This is a genomic window from Listeria sp. Marseille-Q6474 (genome assembly GCF_946902005.1).
Taxonomy (GTDB): Bacteria; Bacillota; Bacilli; order Lactobacillales; family Listeriaceae; genus Listeria; species Listeria innocua.
In genome coordinates this window covers 1,403,386-1,427,125 of record NZ_CAMPPS010000001.1, presented here as the reverse complement: position 1 = coordinate 1,427,125, position 23,740 = coordinate 1,403,386, and the positions used below count along the sequence as shown (strand labels likewise).

Genomic DNA, 23,740 nt, shown 5'->3' with positions numbered 1-23,740 from the left:
TAGATTAATAGTGGAAATAACAGAAACGAAAGAATGGTGGAAAGAATCGGTAGTGTACCAAATCTATCCGCGTAGTTTTCAAGATTCAAATGGGGATGGTATTGGAGATATTAGAGGAATTATAGAACGACTTCCTTATTTGAAAGATTTAGGTATTAATGTGATTTGGCTTTGTCCTGTCTATAAATCACCTATGGATGATGGTGGTTATGACATTTCTGATTACTATGAGATTGATCCAATGTTTGGAACGATGAGCGATATGGATGAATTAATTGAGAAGGCAGAAAAATTAGGAATAAAAATATTGATGGATTTGGTTGTAAACCATACATCTGATGAACATGAATGGTTTGAAAAAGCAATAGCTGACCCAAAAAGTAAATATCGAGATTATTATATTTTCCGAGAGGGTGTAAATGGAAATCCGCCTAATAATTGGCGTTCTTATTTTGGAGGATCTGCGTGGGAAGCTGTACCAGGTGAGGAAAACATGTTTTACCTACATGCTTTTTCTAAAAAACAGCCAGATTTAAACTGGGAAAACATTGTAGTGCGTAATGAATGTATCCAAATGATTAACTGGTGGCTTGAAAAAGGTTTAGGTGGCTTTAGAATTGATGCCATTTTAAATTTGAAGAAAAGAATTGAGTACGGTACTTTCCCAGCAGACGGGGAAGATGGCTTGGTTTTCATCGGTCATTGGATTTTAAATCAGCCGGGAATTGAAGAGTGGCTTAAGGAGATTGACGAACGGACATTTAAAAAACATAATGCATTTACTGTGGCTGAGGCGGATGTACCTGAAGAAAGACTTTCTGAATTTATAGGTGAAAATGGTCATTTCCGTATGGTGTTTGATTTTAGCTATACAGATATTGATACTCCTGAAACAGGCGAATGGTTCAAGAATTCAGAATGGACAGTAAAAGAATTAAAAGAGAAAATAATTACCAATGAACTGGTGACACAGCGAAATGGTTGGGGGGCAAAATATTTAGAAAATCATGATCAACCGCGTTCGATAAATAAGTATTTACCTCAAGAATATCAAGATGATCGTAGTAAAAAAATGCTAGGCACGTTATTTATGATGTTGCACGGTACGCCGTTCATTTATCAAGGACAAGAGATTGGCATGAGTAATACTCGGATGGAAAGTATAGATGATTATAACGATATTGCGACGCACGATCAATACCATCGCGCAATTCTCTCTGGAATGAGTCCGGAAGAAGCGCTTGAAGGAATGTATCGGCGTAGTAGGGATAATTCAAGAACACCGATGCAATGGAATAACCAAAAGAACGCTGGTTTTTCCGACTCGGATGAAATTTGGTTGAAAACAAACCCTAATTACCTTGATATTAACGTAGAGCAGGAACAAACCGATGATAATTCCGTATTGAATTTTTATAAGAAATTAATCCATTTAAGAAGTGATTTTAGTAAATATAAAGAAGTGGCGATTTATGGAGAATTACTGCCAGTAGAATCAAGTGATGAAGTTATTGCTTACAAACGTAAAACAGATGACGCTGAGCTCTTAATCATCGTGAATTTTTCTGATTCTGAAAATCGATTATGCATTGAAGGTACTTATGAACAGGTACTTGCTAATGTAGCGTTGCCAGAAATGGTAGAAAATGTCCTTGAAATACCTGCATATACAGGTGCTGTTTTCTCAAGGGTTTTGGAGGTAGACTGATTGCAAATTAAAAATAAAGCTATGTTAATTACTTATTCTGATAGTTTAGGGAAAAATATGGAAGAATTATCCAAGGTGATGGAAACTTACTTTGAAGATGCTATTGGTGGAATTCACTTATTGCCGTTCTTTCCATCCACTGGAGATCGAGGGTTTGCGCCAAGTGATTACACAACAGTAGATAGCGACCTAGGCTCTTGGGAGATGATCGAGAAATTAGGCGAAAAGTATTATTTAATGTTTGATTTTATGATTAATCACATTTCTCGCGAATCACTCTTCTTTCAAGATTTTAAAAAAGAGCATTTAAGCTCAAAGTATAAAGATATGTTTATTCGTATCAATGATTTCTTTCCTCCGGGTAGACCAAATGAAAAAGACTTAGATTTAATTTATAAGAGAAAAGATAAGGCGCCTTTTCAAGAAGTTGAATTTGCTGATGGGGAAACGGAATTAGTTTGGAATACTTTTGGGGAAGAACAAATTGATTTAGATGTGACAGCCGAAGTTACAAAAGAATTTATTCGTCAAACGATAAAAAACATGGCTGCACATGGTTGTTCTATTTTGCGTCTTGATGCCTTTGCTTATGCAATTAAAAAATTAGATACAAATGATTTTTTTGTAGAACCGGAAATTTGGGATTTACTGGATGAAGTGAAAGCAGAAGCGGCCAAATATGATATGGAATTATTACCAGAAATTCATGAACATTATTCCATCCAAATGAAAATCGCGAACCATGATTATTATATTTATGATTTTGCGTTACCCATGGTGATGCTGTACTCGTTATATAGTGGCCGAGTGGAACGTTTAGCTAAATGGTTAGAAATGAGTCCGATGAAGCAATTTACTACTTTAGATACGCATGATGGCATTGGCGTTGTGGATGCACGCGATTTATTAACAGATGAGGAACTCGATTATACTTCAGCAGAATTATACAAAATAGGAGCTAATGTTAAAAAGATATATTCCTCTGAAAAATATAATAATCTGGATATTTATCAAATTAACAGTACCTATTATAGTGCTTTGGGTGACGATGACAAAAGTTACTTGTTGGCGAGAGTAATTCAATGTTTTGCGCCGGGGATTCCGCAAATTTATTATGTTGGTTTACTTGCTGGCAAAAATGATATTGACCTTTTAGAAGATACGAAAGAAGGGCGTAATATTAATCGTCATTACTACACAATAGATGAAATTAAAAATGAAGTAAAAAGACCAGTTGTTAAAGCGTTGTGCAATTTACTGAGATTTAGAAATACTTCTGAAGCGTTTGATTTGGAAGGAAGTATAGAAATTGAGACACCTAGCTCAAATGAAATCGTTATTATTCGCAAAAACAAAACAAATAAAATTACAGCGACATTAAAAGCGAATTTAAGTACTAAAACATTCCAAATCAGCGAAAATGAAAGAAATATTTTAATTTAACATTTTATAAACACGAATGAGCCTCTTCGTTCGTGTTTATTTCTATTTTCTATTGACATTGGCTAATGGTTATTGTATTATTATATAATGCCAAAAGAATCGAAACTGTTTTTTTGTGTTTATTATTAAGCGAAAATGCTGTCGAAAATCAAGCATTTGCAATCGATTTTGGCAAAATAGAAGACATAGATGTGGCTTTCAAAAATACAAAACGGTATAAACTTTTTCCGTCTTGTACTGACACTTTTAAGGAAAATTATTTTCTAGGGAGTTTCAGCAATATGAAATCCGCTTTCTTTTTGTCTAAATAGAATATTTTTTGTGCGAAAGTTCCACTTATGTTAACTCTGGAAATGCTTCTTGGATGCGCGTTTGCAAGCCAAGATTAGAAACAAAAAGGAAAATTTTGATGCACGGTGTTTAAGCCAGTATATTTTGCACGTAGCAAAAAACTGCTAGCGTCTTAAACCTCGGATACGGAAGGTTCCATTGTTTTCGCAACCATAATTAACAAGTGTGCTTATAAATTTTTTAATTAATTTGAGGGGTGAATAGTTTGTCAGGACATTCAGGACATGATGTAAAATATGGACGGCATCGTACGCGTAGAAGTTTTGCGCGAATCAGTGAAGTACTTGAATTACCAAACTTAATTGAGATTCAAACAGCTTCTTACCAATGGTTCTTAGATGAAGGGCTACGTGAGATGTTCCGCGATATTTCGCCAATTGAGGATTTTGCGGGTAATTTATCTTTAGAATTCATTGATTACGATCTTGGAGAACCGAAATACTCGGTAGAAGAATCTAAGAACCGTGATGCAAACTATGCGGCTCCACTACGCGTGAAGTTGCGCCTAATCAACAAAGAAACCGGCGAAGTAAAAGACCAAGAAGTATTTATGGGTGATTTCCCACTAATGACTGAAATGGGTACGTTCATTATTAATGGGGCAGAACGTGTTATCGTTTCCCAATTAGTTCGTTCTCCAGGTGTTTACTTCAATGGAAAACTAGACAAAAATGGTAAAAAAGGCTTTGGTTCTACTGTCATCCCTAACCGTGGGGCTTGGCTTGAGTATGAAACAGATGCAAAAGACGTTGTACACGTTCGTATTGACCGTACACGTAAATTACCAGTAACTGTTTTACTTCGTGCACTAGGCTTTGGTTCCGATCAAGAAATTATTGATTTAATCGGGGACAATGACTACTTGCGCAACACGCTTGAAAAAGACAACACTGACAATGCTGAAAAAGCACTTCTAGAAATTTACGAAAGATTACGTCCGGGTGAACCCCCAACAGTTGATAACGCTAGAAGCTTACTAGTTTCTCGTTTCTTTGATCCAAAACGCTACGATCTTGCAAGCGTTGGACGTTATAAAATCAACAAAAAATTACATCTAAAAAACCGTCTATTCAACCAAACATTAGCAGAAACTTTAGTGGATCCAGAAACTGGTGAGATTATCGCTTCTAAAGGTGACATTTTGGATCGTCGTAATTTAGATCAAATTATTCCTAATTTAGAAAACGGTGTAGGTTTCCGCACACTTCGTCCAACTGATGGAGTTATGGAAGATAGCGTACTCGTTCAATCTATTAAAATCTATGCACCAAATGATGACGAAAAAGAAATCAACATCATTGGTAACGCGTATATTGAAGAAAATGTAAAACACATCACGCCTTCTGATATTATTTCATCCATTAGCTACTTCTTTAACTTGCTACATGGTGTTGGCGATACAGATGACATCGATCACCTAGGTAATCGTCGTCTTCGTTCTGTTGGTGAACTTTTACAAAACCAATTCCGTATCGGTTTATCCCGTATGGAACGTGTAGTTCGTGAGCGTATGTCTATTCAAGATATGACTACAATTACACCACAACAATTGATTAATATTCGCCCAGTAGTTGCTTCTATCAAAGAATTCTTTGGTAGCTCGCAGTTATCTCAGTTCATGGATCAAACAAATCCACTTGGCGAACTTACGCATAAACGTCGTCTTTCAGCGCTTGGACCTGGTGGTTTGACGCGTGAACGTGCTGGTTATGAAGTACGTGACGTGCATTACTCTCACTATGGCCGTATGTGTCCGATTGAAACGCCAGAGGGACCAAACATTGGTTTGATCAACTCCCTTTCTTCCTTTGCGAAGGTAAATAAATTCGGCTTTATCGAAACGCCTTACCGCCGCGTAGATCCTGAAACAAACCGTGTTACTGATAAGATCGATTATCTAACTGCGGATGAAGAGGATAATTACGTAGTAGCGCAAGCGAACTCGAAATTAGACGAACAAGGTACTTTCACAGAAGAAGAAGTTATGGCTCGTTTCCGTTCAGAAAACTTAGCGGTAGAAAAAGAACGTATTGACTACATGGATGTATCGCCTAAACAGGTTGTATCTGTTGCGACAGCATGTATTCCGTTCCTTGAAAACGATGATAGTAACCGTGCGCTAATGGGAGCGAACATGCAACGTCAAGCAGTTCCTCTTATGCATCCTGAAGCTCCATTTGTTGGAACAGGTATGGAACACGTATCTGCAAAAGACTCTGGTGCTGCTGTAACTGCCAAACATGACGGTATTGTAGAACACGTTGAAGCTCGCGAAATCTGGGTTCGTCGTGTATCTCTAGTGGATGGCAAAGAAGTAACTGGCGGAATTGATAAATATACATTACGTAAATTTGTTCGTTCTAACCAAGGTACTTGTTATAACCAACGTCCAAACGTAGCAGAAGGTGACCGCGTTGTTAAAGGAGAAATCCTTGGTAACGGTCCATCAATGGATTCCGGTGAACTTGCTCTTGGTCGTAACGTACTAGTTGCGTTCATGACTTGGGATGGTTATAACTACGAGGATGCAATCATCATGAGTGAACGTCTTGTAAAAGATGACGTTTATACTTCGATTCATATTGAAGAATTCGAATCAGAAGCTCGTGATACAAAACTCGGACCTGAAGAAATGACGCGTGATATTCCAAATGTTGGGGAAGACGCTTTACGCGACCTTGACGAACGTGGAATTATCCGTGTTGGTGCTGAAGTAAAAGACAACGACCTTCTAGTTGGTAAAGTAACACCAAAAGGAGTTACTGAATTAACTGCAGAAGAACGTTTATTACACGCTATCTTTGGTGAAAAAGCACGTGAAGTTCGTGATACTTCATTACGTGTACCTCATGGCGGCGGCGGAATCGTGCTTGACGTGAAGATCTTTACACGTGAAGCTGGCGACGAACTACCACCTGGTGTAAACCAATTAGTACGTGTTTATATTGTACAAAAACGTAAAATTCACGAAGGCGATAAAATGGCCGGACGTCATGGTAACAAAGGGGTTATCTCCCGTATTTTACCTGAAGAAGATATGCCATTTATGCCAGACGGAACACCTGTTGACATCATGCTTAACCCACTAGGGGTACCATCTCGTATGAATATCGGACAAGTACTTGAGCTGCACTTAGGTATGGCTGCTCGTGCTTTAGGAATTCACGTTGCAACTCCAGTATTTGATGGAGCGAATGAAGAAGATGTATGGAGCACTGTGGAAGAAGCCGGTATGGCCCGCGATGCGAAAACAGTTCTTTACGACGGACGTTCTGGTGAAGCATTTGATAACCGTATCTCTGTTGGTGTAATGTACATGATCAAACTTGCCCACATGGTTGATGATAAACTACATGCTCGTTCAACTGGACCTTACTCTCTAGTAACGCAACAACCGCTTGGTGGTAAAGCACAATTTGGTGGACAACGTTTTGGGGAAATGGAAGTATGGGCACTTGAAGCATATGGTGCCGCTTATACACTTCAAGAAATCCTAACGATTAAATCAGATGACGTGGTTGGTCGTGTGAAAACTTACGAAGCGATTGTTAAAGGCGAAAGCGTTCCAGAACCTGGTGTGCCAGAATCCTTCAAAGTACTCATCAAAGAGCTTCAAAGTCTTGGAATGGACGTTAAAATGCTTTCCGCAGACGAAGAAGAAATCGAGATGCGTGACATGGATGATGACGACTTTACTAATCAAAATGATGCCTTCAATATCGTACAACCGGAAAATGCAGCCGCTGAAAAGACTGAGTAATTCGGTTCGATAATTGAGACTCCAAAACAATAAGAAACAATGATTTGTTTTTTGCAAAATATAAAATTAAGCGATCGCTAAGACTTTCCCTAAAAGTCGAGGAAGTGTGCGGGAATCCCCAAGCGCTTCCTAAAGCGAATGCTCCAAACTAATTTAGGAGGTTGGGCACTTGTTAGATGTTAATAATTTTGAGTATATGAAAATCGGTCTGGCATCTCCAGATAAAATTCGTTCATGGTCTCACGGTGAAGTAAAAAAACCTGAAACCATCAACTACAGAACGCTTAAACCTGAACGTGACGGCTTATTCTGTGAAAGAATTTTTGGACCAATGAAAGACTGGGAATGTTCTTGTGGTAAATACAAACGTGTTCGCTATAAAGGCGTAGTTTGTGACCGTTGTGGAGTAGAAGTAACGAAATCAAAAGTGCGCCGTGAACGTATGGGCCATATTGAACTCGCAGCTCCTGTTTCTCACATCTGGTACTTCAAAGGAATTCCAAGCCGTATGGGTCTTGTTATGGATATGTCCCCACGTGCATTAGAAGAAATTATCTACTTTGCATCTTACGTGGTTACAGAACCAGGCGATACTCCACTTGAAAAGAAACAACTTTTATCTGAACGTGAATACCGCGTTTATCGCGAAAAATATGGTAAAGGTTTCTCAGCTGGTATGGGCGCAGAAGCTATCAAAAAAATCTTAGCCGATATCGACTTAGAAAAAGAAACAAATGATTTAAAAGAAGAACTAAAATCTGCACAAGGTCAACGTCGTACCCGTGCAATTCGTCGTTTGGAAGTTATGGAAGCTTTCCGTAATTCCGGCAACAACCCAAGCTGGATGGTACTTGACGTGCTACCAGTTATCCCACCAGAAATTCGTCCAATGGTACAACTTGAAGGTGGCCGTTTTGCAACAAGTGATTTGAATGACTTATATCGTCGGGTAATCAACCGGAACAACCGTTTGAAACGCCTTCTTGATTTAGGTGCACCAAACATTATCGTGCAAAATGAAAAACGGATGCTACAAGAAGCTGTCGATGCTTTAATTGACAACGGTCGTCGTGGTCGTCCAGTAACAGGTCCAGGTAACCGTCCGCTTAAATCCCTTTCTCATATGCTTAAAGGGAAACAAGGTCGTTTCCGTCAAAACTTACTAGGTAAACGTGTCGATTATTCTGGTCGTTCCGTTATCGTAGTTGGACCTAACTTAAAAATGTACCAATGTGGTCTTCCAAAAGAAATGGCACTTGAATTATTCAAACCATTTGTTATGAAAGAACTAGTTGGACGCGGCTTAGCACACAACATTAAGAGTGCTAAACGTAAAATCGAACGTATGTCACCAGAAATTTGGGACGTATTAGAAGAAGTTATCCGTGAACATCCGGTACTACTTAACCGGGCGCCTACGCTTCACAGACTTGGTATTCAAGCATTTGAACCAACTCTAGTTGAAGGTCGCGCAATCCGTCTTCACCCTCTTGTATGTACAGCTTACAACGCTGACTTTGATGGTGACCAAATGGCGGTTCACGTTCCTTTATCCGCAGAAGCACAAGCAGAAGCACGTATTTTAATGCTTGCAGCTCAAAACATTTTGAACCCTAAAGATGGTAAACCAGTTGTAACACCTTCCCAAGATATGGTGCTAGGTAACTACTACCTTACTTTAGAACGTGAAAATGCTGTCGGCGAAGGTACTATCTTCAAAGATATCAATGAAGCGCAACTTGCGTATCAAAACGGCTATGTACACTTACATTCACGTATTGCTGTATTTGCTGGTTCGATTCCAAATGAACGTTTCACTGATGAACAACGTAACCAATTATTAATTACGACTGTTGGTAAACTGATTTTCAACACAATCTTACCAAAATCGTTCCCTTATATTAATGAACCAACGAAATTCAACTTAGAAATCGAAACACCAGCGAAATATTTCGTTGATACAACAACTGATGTTCGTGCTCATATTGCGGCACAAGAACTAATCGATCCATTCAAGAAGAAAATCCTCGGTAACATTATCGCGGAAGTCTTCAAGAAATTCCATATTACCGAAACTTCAAAAATGCTTGACCGTATGAAAGATCTTGGTTTTAAAATCTCGACTAAGGCCGGCATGACAGTAGGTATTGCGGATATTCTAACACTTGAAGAAAAACATGAAATTCTTGAAAAAGCACATGATACTGTTGAAAAAATCACTAAATCATTCCGTCGTGGTTTGATTACAGATGATGAAAGATACGAACGCGTTATCGGTGTATGGAATGCTGCCAAAGATGAAATCCAAGGAAAACTGATCTTGAGTTTGGACCGCTTAAACCCAATCTTCATGATGCAAGATTCCGGAGCTCGTGGTAACATTTCCAACTTTACACAACTAGCTGGTATGCGTGGACTGATGGCTGACCCATCCGGACGTATCGTAGAATTGCCGATTACATCTAACTTCCGTGAAGGTTTAACGGTCTTAGAGTACTTCATTTCTACCCATGGTGCGCGTAAAGGTCTTACCGATACAGCCCTTAAAACAGCCGATTCCGGTTACCTTACTCGTCGTCTTGTTGACGTGGCTCAAGATGTTATCATTCGTGAAGACGATTGTGGCACTGACCGCGGTCTTACAATTAAGGCTATCCGTGAAGGTACTGAAATCATCGAACCACTTGAAGAACGTCTGGAAGGTCGTTATTCTCGTAAAACAATTCGTCACCCAGAAACAAAAGAAGTTATTGCACGTGAAAACGACTTAATTACAGAAGCAATTGCAACTCAAATCGTTGACGCTGGTATTGAAGAAGTAACTATCCGTTCTGCATTCACATGTAATACAAAACACGGCGTATGTAAAAAATGTTATGGTAAAAACTTGGCAACTGGTACAGAAGTCGAAGTTGGAGAAGCAGTTGGTATCATCGCTGCCCAATCTATCGGGGAACCAGGAACTCAGCTTACTATGCGTACATTCCATACAGGTGGGGTTGCCGGAGACGATATCACGCAAGGTCTTCCACGTATTCAAGAAATCTTTGAAGCACGTAATCCGAAAGGGCAAGCTATCATCACTGAAGTTGGCGGTGAAGTTGTTTCTATCGAAGAAGGTCGTGATCGTCAACAAGAAATCACTATCCAAGGTACAGATGACCGCCGTTCTTACAACATTCCTTACACTGCTCGTTTACGTGTAGAAGAAGGAAGTATTGTAGAACGTGGGGAAGCTCTAACTGAAGGTTCTGTGGATCCTAAAGCCTTGATTCGTGTTCGTGACGTATTATCCGTTCAAGAATATCTACTTGCAGAAGTACAAAAAGTTTACCGTATGCAAGGGGTAGAAATTGGCGATAAACACGTTGAAGTAATGGTTCGTCAAATGTTACGTAAAATCCGCGTAATGGATACTGGTGACACAAACATCTTACCAGGTACATTAATGGATATTCATACGTTTACAGAAGCCAACCGCGATGCTATCTTAAGTGGTAGCCAACCAGCAACAGGTCGTCCAGTTCTTCTAGGGATTACAAAAGCTTCCCTTGAAACTGACTCCTTCTTGTCTGCTGCATCATTCCAAGAAACAACTCGTGTCTTGACAGATGCTGCAATCAAAGGAAAACGTGACGAACTTCTAGGACTTAAAGAAAATGTTATCCTAGGTAAACTTGTTCCAGCTGGTACAGGTATTGGTCGTTACCGCAAACTGAAATCCGAAGTTATCAAGGAAACAGCTGAAGTAACTGACGAAATCACAAATATTTAATTTTACAAAGCCAAGTGTGTCGTTCGCGCGCACTTGGCTTTTTTTGTTATACTCTAGAAAAAGGAGTGAAGTGATTTGATTACACACGTTATTTGGGATATGGGCGAAACATTAAATACCGTACCAAACACAAGATACGACCATCACCCTCTCGATACTTACCCGGAAGTAGTGCTGCGCAAAGACGCCAAAGAAACCCTCGAAAAAGTAAAGCAACTCGGATTCAAACAAGCAATCCTCAGCAACACCGCAACGAGCGACACAGAAGTAATTAAGCGCGTACTAACCAATTTCGATATCATCGATTATTTTGATTTCATTTACGCATCCAATTCCGAGTTACAACCAGGGAAAATGGAAAAGCCAGATAAAGCTATTTTTGATTTTACACTAAATGCCCTTCAAATTGATAAAACAGAAGCAGTCATGGTCGGAAATACATTTGAAAGTGATATTATTGGCGCAAATCGTGCAGGTATCCATGCGATATGGCTGCAAAATCCAGAAGTCTGTCTTCAAGATGAGCGTTTGCCCCTTGTCGCACCACCATTTGTTATCCCAGTTTGGGACTTAGTCGATGTTCCCGAAGCCCTTTTATTATTAAAAAAAATTTCTTCTTGACCTGTAATGCATTACACAGAGTAGACTAAAAAAGTAGAAGAAATTAGCCGGAAGGGGCGAACGAAATGACTGAAGTGAAAAAACAATTTCCAAAAGGATTTTTATGGGGTGGAGCAACTGCTGCGAACCAAGTTGAAGGCGCTTACGATTTAGATGGTAAAGGCCTTTCCACAGCAGATATGGTAAAATTCATTCCAAAAGAAGAACGCACGAAAGATCACGCATTAGATGTATCTAAAGCAGAAATCGAAGCAATTATCGCAGGGAAAGTAGAAGGAAGATTCCCTAAACGTGAAGGCGTTGATTTTTATCACCGCTATAAAGAAGACATCGCATTATTTGCCGAAATGGGCTTTAAAACATTTCGCCTATCACTAAACTGGGCGCGTATTTTCCCGAACGGTGATGACAAAGAGCCGAATGAAAAAGGTCTTGAATTTTATGATAAAGTGTTTGATGAATTATTAAAATATGACATTGAGCCACTTGTGACGCTTTCTCACTATGAAACGCCACTAAATCTAACTTTAAAATACAACGGCTGGGCTGATCGTCGCGTTATCGGATTTTTCACGAACTACGCAGAAACAGTTTTCAAACGTTATAAAAACAAAGTAAAATATTGGCTAACTTTTAACGAAATCAATGTTATTTCACTTAGCGCATATACTGGTGGGGGCGTGCTGTTAGAAGACGCGAAGAATCCACTTGAACTTTCTTACCAAGCAGGACATCACCAATTTGTAGCCAGTGCTCTTGCAACAAAATTGGCGCATGAAATTATTCCTGGATCACAAGTTGGTTGTATGTTAGCTCGTATGGCGACTTATCCTGCGACTAACAACCCAGATGATATCCTAAAAGCACAATACGAAAACCAACAAAATCTATTTTTTACTGACGTACATGCTCGCGGTGAATATCCAAGCTACATGAACCGCTTCTTCCAAGAAAACGACATTAACATCGTAAAAGAAGTTGGCGACGACGAAATCTTAAAAGCACACACGGTTGATTTCATCTCATTCAGCTACTACATGTCCCTATCCGCAACAGCTAGCCCAGAAGGCGACCGCTCTGCTGGGAACTTAATGGGTGGCGTGAAAAATGAATACTTGGAGTCCTCCGATTGGGGTTGGCAAATTGACCCGAAAGGCTTACGCTGGACATTAAACGATCTATATAGCCGCTATGAATTACCACTTTTCATCGTGGAAAATGGCTTAGGCGCTTATGATACAGTAGCAGAAGACGGCAAAATCCATGATGATTACCGAATTGACTACTTGCGCAAACATATCGAACAAATGAAAGAAGCAATTGCAGACGGCGTAGATTTAATGGGTTACACAAGCTGGGGTCCAATCGACCTAGTAAGTGCCTCCACAAGCGAAATGTCCAAACGCTACGGCTTCATCTACGTAGACCAAGATGACTGGGGCAAAGGAACATTAGAACGCTCTCGCAAAGATTCATTCTTCTGGTATAAAAAAGTAATTGAAACAAATGGTGAAGATTTAGATTAATAGAAATTTAGCAGTCCCGCTTTGGCGGGGCTGTTTTTTATTTTTATATCAATTAATGGGATGAGAGCTAAGATAGCCCCCGGGATATATAGTGATGTAGACGTTTGCCTTTTTCCATAACGGGAAAACATAGGGTGGAATTCAAAGAAAGAGGGCGTAAACATGGAACGAGAAAGAAAAATTCAAATCTTAAAAGACATTGTGAATATTGATTCGACTAACGGGCACGAGGAACAGGTTGCGAACTACTTACAGAAGTTGTTTGCTGAGTATGGTATTGAGTCTAAAAAGGTGCAATATGATGTAGACCGAGCTAGTCTTGTTAGTGAAATTGGTTCTAATGATGGCAAAGTTTTGGCGTTTTCAGGGCATATGGATGTGGTTGATGCTGGCGATGTATCTAAATGGAAGTTCCCGCCTTTTGAAGCAACGGAGCATGAAGGGAAAATATACGGACGTGGCGCGACGGATATGAAATCAGGCCTAGCTGCGATGGTTATTGCTATGATTGAGCTTCATGAAGAAAAACAAAAACTAAACGGTAAAATTAAATTATTAGCAACAGTTGGTGAAGAAGTCGGTGAACTTGGAGCCGAACAACTAACGCAAAAAGGTTACGCAGATGATTTAGATGGCTTGATTATCGGCGAACCGAGCGGACACAGAATCGTATATGCGCATAAAGGTTCCATCAATTATACCGTTAAATCCACTGGTAAAAATGCCCATAGTTCGATGCCAGAATTTGGTGTTAATGCGATTGATAACTTGCTGCTATTTTATAATGAAGTAGAAAAGTTTGTGAAATCAATTGATGCTACTAACGAAATATTAGGCGATTTTATTCATAATGTCACTGTAATTGATGGTGGAAATCAAGTCAATAGTATTCCTGAAAAAGCGCAACTACAAGGGAATATTCGCTCGATTCCAGAAATGGATAATGAAACAGTGAAACAAGTGCTAGTGAAGATTATCAATAAGTTAAATAAACAGGAAAATGTGAATCTGGAGTTAATATTTGATTATGACAAACAACCAGTATTTAGTGATAAAAATTCGGATTTAGTAAATGTTGCTAAGCGTGTAGCAAGTGACATTGTCAAAGAAGAAATCCCATTACTCGGTATTTCCGGAACAACCGATGCAGCAGAATTCACGAAAGCCAAAAAAGCATTTCCAGTAATTATTTTTGGACCAGGAAACGAAACGCCTCACCAAGTAAATGAAAATGTTTCTGTAGAGAATTATTTAGAGATGGTGGATGTGTACAAACGAATTGCGATAGAATTTTTATAAATGCTGCGAAAACTAGTTCTGACAGTGCTTTTGGCGATAAACTGAATCTTAATTAAAACACATTTTAGTTTTTTAAAAGAATAAACGGACGAAAAATCGTCACTTTTAAAGAGAATTATGCTCTGAAAGGTCTTTTTTTAGCAAAAAATAATGTGCTCCTCGTGTTAATATTAGTTTTAAATGCAATAACTTAGTACATTAATTATTAGATAGGAGACTACTATGAACGTAAGAACTTTACTAGTTCGTGTTGGAGTAATACTAACTATGGCTTTAGGAATTAGTTTGTGGCTAGGCACGAGTCCGGGAATTGACGCTCAAGCAGCAAGCCTTGCACAACCGACACCGATTAATGAAGTGTTTCCTGATCCTCAAATGGCTTTAACAATGGAGGTAGAACTCGGGAAAACAAATGTTACAGATCTTGTTTCGCAAAGTGAATTGGATAGCCTGACCGAATTGAGATCTAATTTACCAATAGCTTCAATTGAGGGGATTCAGTATCTGACAAACTTAACAGAATTAAATATAAGTAATGCTGAAGTAAGTGATATAAGTGCTTTGAAAGATCTAACAAAATTAACAAAGTTAAAAATGTATCAGAATAATATTAATGATATAAACGTTTTGGAAAACCTGACGAACCTAACAGATTTAGACTTACATGATAATCAGATAACGGATATAAGCCCCGTTAGAAATTTGACTAATTTAGTGGAACTTAACTTAGCTTATAATCAAATAAGTGATATTAGTGCAGTGTCAACTCTAAGTAAACTAAATAAGTTATGGTTTACTGATAATCAAGTAAGTGATATTAGCGCAGTTGCTGGGTTAAACAATCTATCTAGTTTGAGTTTGGGTTATAACCAAATAAGCGACCTTAGTATATTGACGAACTTAACCAATTTAGATGGTCTGAGTATAGACCATAATCAAATAAGTGACTTAACGCCAATAGCGAATTTGACCAATTTAACTTTCGTGGGTTTGCATAATAATCAAATAAGCGACTTAACTCCAATTGCAAATTTAACTAATTTAACAAGAATGTATTTATCAGGTCAGCAAATAACCAACAATCCAATACCTTATCACAGCAATATTGCTATTCCTAACAAGGTGAAAAATAATAAAAATGATGTTATCGCACCACTTGTAATAAGTAATGAAGGAACCTATGACAATTCTAATGTTATTTGGAATCTAGCTGATTATGTTAATAAAGTGAGTTATACTTTTTCACAACAGGTAACGATTGGTAGTGCCACAGAAACTTTCAATGGGACAGTAACACAGCCATTAGAGTTATATACTGTGACTTTTGATGTGGATGGAGTAACAACTAACGATACATTAGAGGCAGATACCCTACTAACCGAACCAACACCGCCAACAAAAGAAGGTTACACATTCACAGGTTGGTATGATGCAAAAACAAACGGTACTAAATGGGATTTTGATACGGATAAAATGCCGGCAAAAGATATTACCTTATATGCTCAGTTTAGTGAGGATAAAAGCCCAGCAGATGATGATACGGACAAAGATACACCAAATGACCCTGCTATAAACGATGGAGACGCGGTGCATTCTCTGGATAGTTCAGAACCACCTGCTGAGGTAAATGTAAATATATCGCTACCAAAAACAGGCGATAGTCAAAACCCATTAGTTATTTTCATGGGACTGTTTCTGCTTGGTACAGGGATTATTTCGCTTCACAAAATACGCAATTAAATAAAAGTCTAGTATTTGTTTGTAAACAGGTGCTAGGCTTTTTTCTTGCTTTTAATACAGTTTAGTACTAAACTGATAATATTAAGAGGAGGGGACGAACATGGTTAAGAAAGAAGAACGGCTAGGGGTTTTGCTTTGGTTTCGATTTAGTCGATTTTATAATCGAAATATGAAGCTGACCAATCAGAATTTGCGAGCAGCAGGGATTTCGCCGGCGCAGTTTGATTGCATTGCCCAGATTGGTTTGGACAACGAGATTACGCAGCAACAGCTTGCCGAAAAATTAGTTGTAACGAAGGGAAATGTCACCCAACTCCTCGCAAAATTAGAGCAATTAGGCTATATTACGCGAACAAAAACGGGACGCGAGAAACATATTGCCCTCACCGAAAAAGGCCAAGCGTGTTACCGCGAAAACGTTCCAAAACAAGAAGCTTTTCAGCAATCTCAATTTGATAAATTAACAAGAGACGAACAAAAAGAACTACTCAAGTTATTAAAAAAATTAGGAGAGTGATTATCAATGAAATTAGCGGGAATTCACCATGTATCTATTTTTACAGCGAATGCACGAGCTAACTTTGATTTTTATACAAAAATAATGGGGCTGCGGTTAGTGAAAAAATCGGTTAACCAAGATGATCCTTATACGTATCATTTATATTATGGAGACGAAATCGGTTCACCGGGAACAGCGCTGACGTTCTTTGAAGTTCCAAATATGGCGAAAAACCACCCATCACGCAATGCGATTTCCGGACTTAGTTTGCGCGTGCCAAATGATGAGGCTTTGCACTACTGGGATAAAAGACTCGATGAGCATCGCATTTTCCACAGCAAACCAATCGACCAATTCGGGCGTAAAATTATTCGCCTAAAAGACACAGATGGCTTACCAGTGAGCTTAATTTCTGATGAAACAAGCACACAATTTACAGAAGTTTCCGCTTGGAAAGATAGCCCAGTTCCAGCTGAATACGCCATTCGCGGACTTGGCCCAGTGCGCTTTTCCGTTTTCAAAAAAGAAAAAACAGATCGTCTTTTGACAAAAATATTAGGCTTTGAGCGGGTTGGTGCCTATGAAGATGATGATAAATTAGTTACAGTATTCAAAACTGGCGACGTTGGACTCGGCGGGGAAGTGCATGTGGAGTCGCGGCCTGATTTAGAACAAGGGAATCTAGGCGCTGGCGGGATTCATCATGTGGCGTTTCGTGTACCGACTGATGGCGATTTAATTGGTTGGACAGAAATGATACAAGACCTTGGCTATAAAAATTCGGGTTATGTGGATCGTTTTTATTTCCACTCTCTTTATTTCCGCGAAAGCAATGGGATTTTAATCGAACTTGCAACCGATGAACCAGGTTTCCAAACCGATTTTGCGAAAGAACATGGCACTTACGTTGATTTACCACCACATTTAGAAAATCGCCGTGAAGATATTTTGGCGCATTTAAAACCACTTGATACGGATAAATAATAAGAAAACCTTGAAAATATGCCCATTCATGATACAATTTTAGAAGAATGTGTAATTAGGAGGCAGAATTTTGGCAGAGGGTTTACGAACGATTTATTTTGTAAGACATGGTAAAACAGAGTGGAATATGACTGGACAAATGCAAGGCTGGGGCGATTCTCCGCTAGTTGCAGAAGGTATTGACGGGGCAAAAGCAGTCGGTGAAGTGTTGAAAGACACACCAATTGATGCCGTTTATACAAGTACAAGTAAACGCACGCAAGATACAGCAGCCTACATTCTAGGCGACCGCGAAGTCGAAATTCAACCTCTTGAAGAACTAAAAGAAATGAGTTTTGGAACGTGGGAAGGCATTCGAGTAACTGAAATTGATGAACAATACCCTGAAGAACGTGCGAAAATTCTCCATAGTCCAGAAACCTACAAAGCAGAAGTGAACGGCGGCGAGACTTATTATGAACTTGCAGAACGACTGCTAGAAGGCGTCCAAAAAATCATCACAGAAAATCCAAGTGGCAACATTCTCGTCGTTTCTCACGGAATGTCACTTACGTTATTATTATACTTGCTACAAGGCGGGACCATTGAAGATCACCGCAAAGAAGCACCAAGAATTTTGAACACAAGTATTAGCATCGTAGAATACCAAAACGGCGAATTTTCTCTTAAAAAATTAAATGAAGTTGGTCATTTAGACTTAAAATAAGTTGAATCTTGGGCATATCTCATTGGAGGTGTGTCCTAGATTTATACATAAGAGAAAGCTAGAAAAAGGGAGAAAACATACATATGAAAAGAATTGTCAAAATTTTTCTACATTATTTTTTAGGAATTTTAGGAATTATTTTAATCAGCTGTGTTCCCGCGATATTTAGCAAAGTAACTTCGTGGTCATCAAGTACTTACTGGGAGGCTCTTAAGTCGATTTTTATAGCGATTTTCCACCCGACTAAATGGGAAATTAGTTACCAAGGAAGCGCAGAAGTTTTTCATATATCGTTGATGGATTTTATCACCGGACCATATTTCTACTCCATGAAAATTATCGTAGCGAGCTTGGTAATTTCCGCACTCCTTGCATATCTACTAGTTATAGCAACGTTCCGCGGGCCAAAATGGTTGCGCCGAGGATTAAACGGATTCTTATCAATACTTCAAGCATTTCCAGATTTTTCCTTTATATTCCTTATTCAAATGGCTGTCGTCTACATATATCAACAAACCGGCGTGTTCACCTTGAACTTTTACAGCTTAAACGGCGAGCAAATTTATGCCGCGCCAATCGTCTGCTTGTCCATCATACCAACCGTGCTCTTTTACAAAATGATGATGCTCCTCATGAAAAACGAATGGCAAGCTGACTATATCGAGTTAGCTCGCGGGAAAGGCTTAACAGATAGAGCGATTTTACTGCGCCATGCCACACCCAATATGATGCAAAGCCTGTTTTACCAATCAAAAACAATCGTTTGGTTTATTTTAAGCGCCTACCTCGTCGTAGAATTTTTATTCGGTATCGAAGGCGTGCTCTACTACTTACTAGCAGGATTTAGCCCATTAAATATTTTCCTAGTATTAGCACTCGTGTTCACCCCATTTTACTTCTTTTACGCACTAATAGACCTATGGATTAGCCGCGGGAAAAATACCGAGAGCGCAAATGTGACTCGAATTCCGCTACACTGGAATAGTTTCCATAAGACCTTTACGGAAAAAGTAAACCTTAAAAGCAAATGGCGCAACTTTGTAGTAGCGACCGGGCAGCTCCTAAAACGCCCATCTTTCAGCATACCGCTGGCAACACTTAGCATCTTACTAATCGCAAGCCTTATTTACGGGCTTATGGGAGACAAAATCAATTCGCTCAAATTTATCAGTGATGCGACCGGACGAGTAACCGATATGGCGCCCTTCAAACCAAACGCGCAAGTATGGCTAGGTACCGACCAAGCCGGCAACTCCATTCTCGACCAATTGCTAGTCGGCATCAAGTATACGCTACTTATAGCGGTCATCATTGCAACGCTACGTGTCGTGCTTGGCTATATTTTGGCAGTACCGCTCGCGTTTTTCAGCAAGCCACGAACCCGCAATTTTGTTCAAGCGATAGCGGATGGGATGCATTATTTACCACTGTCACTGCTCGTCTTTATTATCATGGTCAACGAATTCATCAGCTATTCTGGCGTTTTCGAAACCAGCCTATTTACACGCATAACCTTCCAAATTTTAATCATGGTTGTCATCGTTTTACCAATTACAGCCAACCGAATCAGCAGCGAAATTTCCCAAGTGTTGAAAAAAGAGTTCGTCCTGAGTGCACTCGTTTTTGGCGGAAATGCGCGCTGGATTTTAACCAAGCACATCAACCCACAAATCTGGTCGAAATTAATTCTAATTTGGATTGAACAACTCATTCAAACGTTGCAGATGTTTGTCCATCTAGCTATCTTTGGAATTTTCATCGGTGGGGCAATCATGGGAGCGGATGACGGCATGCTCAACCCAGTTATTCCTGAATTATCTGGTTTAATCGCAAACGCTAAATTCGTGTTCGCCAACCACCAATTCTGGATAATTTTACCGCCATTAGTTGTATTTATGATTTTAATTCTTTGTTTCCAAATGATGGCAAATTCGCTTTTGAAAAGAGAAGAAGAAAGTAAAAAAGCCTAGTTCTATAAAAGAACTAGGCTTTTATTATTTATGGAGTGACTGTTTGATAGACAGTTACTGTGACAGAAGGGATAGTTGGATATTGTTTATTTAAAAAGTAAGCGGAATTATCGCCTGCATTTTCCCAAGTAAGTGTATCATTTGAGTAAGTTCCTGGAGTGTACCAAACCCAATCATGTAATGTTACTCCGAAGTTATCTTTAATTACAATATTAGTGGAATCACCGAGCGCAACATCTGGAAGGTATACATTTTGTCCAGCAGCTTCAAACAATTCTAAGCGATGACCTGCCAATGAGCTGAAATCACTAATCTGATTTTCTTCAATTTTTATTGACTTAATTGTTGGAATGGTACTGAGAGGTGTAACATCTTTAATTTGATTAAAATTAGCATCGAAGTATTCTAGTTGTGTTTTATTTCTTAATGGCTCAATAGAAGTCAGTTGATTGCTTTCGGCATAAAAAAGTTGGAGATTATCGAATTCTGAAAGCACACTGATGTCTGATATATTATTTGCTGAAATAGATAAATTAGTTAATAGAGGAGTATCTTTTAGCGCCGAAATATCTTTTAGTTGATTGCTACTTAGGTTTAATATTTTTAAATTACTTAAATTTTCGAAGGATGGTAAGGTGGAGATCTGGTTAACACCTAATTCTAGGTTATTTAACTTAGGTAAGTTCATTAGCGGAGAAATATCTGTAATTTGATTGTAGTTAAGTGATACTATTTCTAGTTCTGTTAAATTAGCGAGATTATCTAAGTTACTAATGTTATTTTGGCTTAAATCTACAAGTTTTAAGTTGTGTAAATATTCCATCCCTGTTAAATCTTCCACGCCGAAAGCTATATATACCATTGTTTTAATAGTATCTAGTTGTTCTTGGGTGACGACTGTATCCTGGGAAACGCCTAGTTCCTGTGCGACTTTAAAAGCTAGAGCATCGTCTGGGAAAATTTGATCAACCGTGGCTGGAGGAGCTTCTTGTAAATTTTTTTCTGGGGCAGTTGCAATGTTTGTTGTAGCAGCATTTACTTCGACTTGCTCTGCTAAAGGACTAAAACTAATCAAGGCCGTACATGCAAGACTTGCTAGAATAAATTTTTTCATGTCATCCTACTCCTTTTCTATAATATAAATGGAGTATAGCATGCAAATTATTTGAAAATAAAAAGCAATCAGATATGAACATTGCATAAAAAAACCGCTGAAAAGAGTATGCTTCTTTTTAGCGGTTTTTTCTTTATTCAAATTCCTCTATAGACTTATCTAACCATACCTCATACCATTCAAGAAAGCCTAAACGTTCTTCATTGCCAAAGTAAAAATCAGGATAGACGCCATTGTCATTATTTCGGTCATCCACCCAAATTTCTCCATAAGAAGGGCCATTTACAACAAGGTTAATCGAAACGCCACAACCAAAATTAGCGATGCGCAGAAGTCCAAAAACTTCTTTATCTTGGAAGCATAGTTCTTGCCAAGCGTCATAATCTTCATCGGACATTCCTTCTTTATAACCAGGCGCAATCCAGTCATCTGTATGTGGAAAAGGCTCACTTAGCGTTTGCACCCCGTACTTTTTATCCTTGTAATCAAGCGAGGCACAAAGCCCGTCCACTAGTGTTTCTAAGCCATAGTAAGGACCCGTTCCGCCGTTACCAATCTGTTCTAAAAAAGCACGATAATCTGGAGGCAACGTAATTTGATGCTCATTTTCAAACGTGGTAAGAGTTTGATTAGATAAAGGTTCGTTGAGTTTATAGGCGTGGCTTTCTGAACCAAATAAATTCAAATCGGGATCTTTTTCTTTTAACGCAGTGATTTTTGCTTGGATTCTAGCTAGCCGATCTTGAAGGTCAGCCATCATTTATAAATCTGCTCCATTAGTTTCAATCACTTGTTTATACCAGTAATAACTTTTCTTCGGAATACGTGTCATTGGCGCATCATCTTCCACATCACGATCAACATAAACAAAACCGTAACGTTTTTGATAGCCATTTAACCAGCTTAGAAGGTCTGTGAAGCTCCAAGTACAATAGCCTAACATATCAACACCATCACTGATTGCATCGCGAATAGCGGTTGCGTGCGCGCTTAGATAGTCAATACGGTAGTCGTCGTTTACTTCTCCGTCCACTAATTTATCAAATTCACCTAAACCGTTTTCGGTAATTAAAATTGGTAAAGCATAGCGGCTATTAATACGACGAAGCGCAATTTGTAAGCCTTTTGGATCGATTGTCCAATCCCAGTTGGTTGTTTTCACGAAAGGATTAACAACTTTTTTGTAAACGCCAGGGACACCAGTTTCTTTCGTGCTCCCTTTTTTACCAGTGAAGTTCATTTCGTTGTTTTGACCAACACCATCAAGCGGGTTGTAAGCTACAGTTGCGGATTGATAGTAGTTAACGCCCATGAAGTCAGGTTTTGCAGAAGCAAGAAGTTCCATATCGCCGTCTTCAATAACTGGCGCAATATCGTTTTCTTCTAAATATTTCCAAACCGCTTTCGGATAGCGCCCAAAAGCATACATATCCATCCAGAAATAACTGTTTAATTCTTCTGCATCGTCGGCAGCTTGAACGTTTTTAGGATCTGTGTCGATTGGATAATGTGGTGTGTAAGCAAAACTTGGTCCGATTTTTCCATCAGGAACGATTTCATGGAAAGCTTTGATAACACTAGCATTAGCTAAGTTCGCAATGTGGTTTACTGCGTACATTCTTTTTGGATCGCTAACTTTTGGTGGGTGAAGTGCTTGACCGTAACCCATGCCTACAAAGATATTTTGTTCATTCAAGGAAACCCAATATTTAACGCGGTCGCCGTAACGTTTGAATAGTGTTGTGGAATAATTTGTGAAATCTTCAATAACTTGGCGAGATTCCCAGCCACCATATTCATCAAATAATGCTTGCGGGATATCCCAGTGATACAACGTTACAAGCGGTTCAATGTCATATTTAAGCAACTCATTAATTAAGTTATCATAAAATTTCAATCCAGCTTCATTCACTTCGCCTTTACCATTTGGGAAGATACGAGTCCAAGCGATAGAGAAACGGTAAGCTTTTAGACCAGCGTCTGCCATTAGTTTTACGTCTTCTTTATAACGGTGATAATGGTCAACAGCTACATCGCCATTTGTACCTTTGAAAGTAGTTCCAGGAATACGAACATACTCGTCCCAAACTGATTTACCTTTGCCGTCTGCGTCCCATGCTCCTTCGATTTGATAAGCTGCAGATGCAGAACCCCATAAGAAATCTTTCGGGAATGGTGAACGTTTTTGATGTTCCATTAATATAACCTCCATTAAAGCGATTTTTATTAAAAAACTCTACTAAT

At 39.0% G+C, this 23,740-nt stretch carries 16 protein-coding genes; 13 read left to right on the top strand and 3 right to left on the bottom strand.

Annotated elements, in window-relative coordinates:
- Positions 1-10 precede the first annotated feature (10 nt).
- The 13 genes from OC533_RS07145 to OC533_RS07085 all read left to right on the top strand — a co-directional run bounded on the left by OC533_RS07145 (position 11) and on the right by OC533_RS07085 (position 20,382).
- Positions 11-1,708 carry an alpha-glucosidase gene (locus tag OC533_RS07145; protein ID WP_185485020.1) on the top strand — a complete coding sequence of 566 codons (1,698 nt, stop codon included), beginning with the start codon at positions 11-13 and terminating at the stop codon, positions 1,706-1,708.
- Positions 1,709-3,151 (top strand): sucrose phosphorylase, encoded by a 1,443-nt coding sequence (gene gtfA, locus OC533_RS07140; RefSeq protein ID WP_194323116.1) that lies wholly within the window; start codon positions 1,709-1,711, stop codon positions 3,149-3,151.
- A 65-nt stretch (positions 3,152-3,216) separates the two neighbouring features.
- Positions 3,217-3,462, top strand: a complete 246-nt coding sequence (locus OC533_RS07135) for a hypothetical protein (RefSeq protein ID WP_003724191.1) — start codon at positions 3,217-3,219, stop codon at positions 3,460-3,462.
- 245 nt (positions 3,463-3,707) lie between these two features.
- Positions 3,708-7,262, top strand: a complete 3,555-nt coding sequence (rpoB, locus tag OC533_RS07130) for a DNA-directed RNA polymerase subunit beta (protein ID WP_045553271.1) — start codon at positions 3,708-3,710, stop codon at positions 7,260-7,262.
- Positions 7,263-7,431: 169 nt separating this feature from the next.
- Positions 7,432-11,037 carry a DNA-directed RNA polymerase subunit beta' gene (gene rpoC / locus OC533_RS07125; protein WP_112120231.1) on the top strand — a complete coding sequence of 1,202 codons (3,606 nt, stop codon included), beginning with the start codon at positions 7,432-7,434 and terminating at the stop codon, positions 11,035-11,037.
- 75 nt (positions 11,038-11,112) lie between these two features.
- A complete protein-coding gene (locus OC533_RS07120) occupies positions 11,113-11,658 on the top strand; it encodes an HAD family hydrolase (RefSeq protein ID WP_194323117.1) in 546 nt (181 codons plus the stop codon).
- Positions 11,659-11,723: 65 nt separating this feature from the next.
- Positions 11,724-13,184, top strand: coding sequence for a glycoside hydrolase family 1 protein (locus OC533_RS07115; RefSeq protein WP_185511429.1), 1,461 nt, complete (start codon positions 11,724-11,726; stop codon positions 13,182-13,184).
- Positions 13,185-13,346: 162 nt separating this feature from the next.
- The gene (locus OC533_RS07110; RefSeq protein ID WP_003770163.1) at positions 13,347-14,483 is read left to right on the top strand and encodes an ArgE/DapE family deacylase; all 1,137 of its coding nucleotides are present in this window, start codon (positions 13,347-13,349) and stop codon (positions 14,481-14,483) included.
- A gap of 285 nt (positions 14,484-14,768) precedes the next feature.
- Positions 14,769-16,223, top strand: coding sequence for a leucine-rich repeat domain-containing protein (locus OC533_RS07105; protein ID WP_373404522.1), 1,455 nt, complete (start codon positions 14,769-14,771; stop codon positions 16,221-16,223).
- Between the two features lie 100 nt (positions 16,224-16,323).
- Entirely contained in the window at positions 16,324-16,740 is a 417-nt protein-coding gene (locus OC533_RS07100) for a MarR family winged helix-turn-helix transcriptional regulator (protein ID WP_003760140.1), read from the top strand.
- A 6-nt stretch (positions 16,741-16,746) separates the two neighbouring features.
- Positions 16,747-17,706 carry a ring-cleaving dioxygenase gene (locus tag OC533_RS07095; RefSeq protein ID WP_194323119.1) on the top strand — a complete coding sequence of 320 codons (960 nt, stop codon included), beginning with the start codon at positions 16,747-16,749 and terminating at the stop codon, positions 17,704-17,706.
- Between the two features lie 70 nt (positions 17,707-17,776).
- Positions 17,777-18,412 carry a histidine phosphatase family protein gene (locus OC533_RS07090; RefSeq protein ID WP_194323120.1) on the top strand — a complete coding sequence of 212 codons (636 nt, stop codon included), beginning with the start codon at positions 17,777-17,779 and terminating at the stop codon, positions 18,410-18,412.
- An 83-nt stretch (positions 18,413-18,495) separates the two neighbouring features.
- The gene (locus OC533_RS07085; protein WP_194323121.1) at positions 18,496-20,382 is read left to right on the top strand and encodes an ABC transporter permease subunit; all 1,887 of its coding nucleotides are present in this window, start codon (positions 18,496-18,498) and stop codon (positions 20,380-20,382) included.
- A 28-nt stretch (positions 20,383-20,410) separates the two neighbouring features.
- Here OC533_RS07085 and OC533_RS07080 read toward each other — a convergent pair whose 3' ends face one another.
- The 3 genes from OC533_RS07080 to OC533_RS07070 all read right to left on the bottom strand — a co-directional run bounded on the left by OC533_RS07080 (position 20,411) and on the right by OC533_RS07070 (position 23,693).
- On the bottom strand, positions 20,411-21,496 hold the full coding sequence (locus OC533_RS07080; RefSeq protein ID WP_194323122.1) for a leucine-rich repeat domain-containing protein: 1,086 nt from the start codon (positions 21,494-21,496) through the stop codon (positions 20,411-20,413).
- A gap of 133 nt (positions 21,497-21,629) precedes the next feature.
- Positions 21,630-22,253, bottom strand: coding sequence for an SMI1/KNR4 family protein (locus OC533_RS07075; protein WP_194323536.1), 624 nt, complete (start codon positions 22,251-22,253; stop codon positions 21,630-21,632).
- 3 nt (positions 22,254-22,256) lie between these two features.
- Positions 22,257-23,693 carry a glycoside hydrolase family 1 protein gene (locus OC533_RS07070; RefSeq protein WP_112120224.1) on the bottom strand — a complete coding sequence of 479 codons (1,437 nt, stop codon included), beginning with the start codon at positions 23,691-23,693 and terminating at the stop codon, positions 22,257-22,259.
- Between the last annotated feature and the right edge of the window lie 47 nt (positions 23,694-23,740).

Bases quoted from the DNA above. Each gene is read 5' to 3' on its own strand.
- OC533_RS07135 (WP_003724191.1), top strand. From the start codon at position 3,217: ATGGTTATTGTATTATTATATAATGCCAAAAGAATCGAAACTGTTTTT.
- OC533_RS07115 (WP_185511429.1), top strand. From the start codon at position 11,724: ATGACTGAAGTGAAAAAACAATTTCCAAAAGGATTTTTATGGGGTGGA.
- OC533_RS07110 (WP_003770163.1), top strand. From the start codon at position 13,347: ATGGAACGAGAAAGAAAAATTCAAATCTTAAAAGACATTGTGAATATT.
- OC533_RS07100 (WP_003760140.1), top strand. From the start codon at position 16,324: ATGGTTAAGAAAGAAGAACGGCTAGGGGTTTTGCTTTGGTTTCGATTT.
- OC533_RS07095 (WP_194323119.1), top strand. From the start codon at position 16,747: ATGAAATTAGCGGGAATTCACCATGTATCTATTTTTACAGCGAATGCA.
- OC533_RS07085 (WP_194323121.1), top strand. From the start codon at position 18,496: ATGAAAAGAATTGTCAAAATTTTTCTACATTATTTTTTAGGAATTTTA.
- OC533_RS07080 (WP_194323122.1), bottom strand. From the start codon at position 21,496: ATGAAAAAATTTATTCTAGCAAGTCTTGCATGTACGGCCTTGATTAGT.
- OC533_RS07075 (WP_194323536.1), bottom strand. From the start codon at position 22,253: ATGGCTGACCTTCAAGATCGGCTAGCTAGAATCCAAGCAAAAATCACT.
- OC533_RS07070 (WP_112120224.1), bottom strand. From the start codon at position 23,693: ATGGAACATCAAAAACGTTCACCATTCCCGAAAGATTTCTTATGGGGT.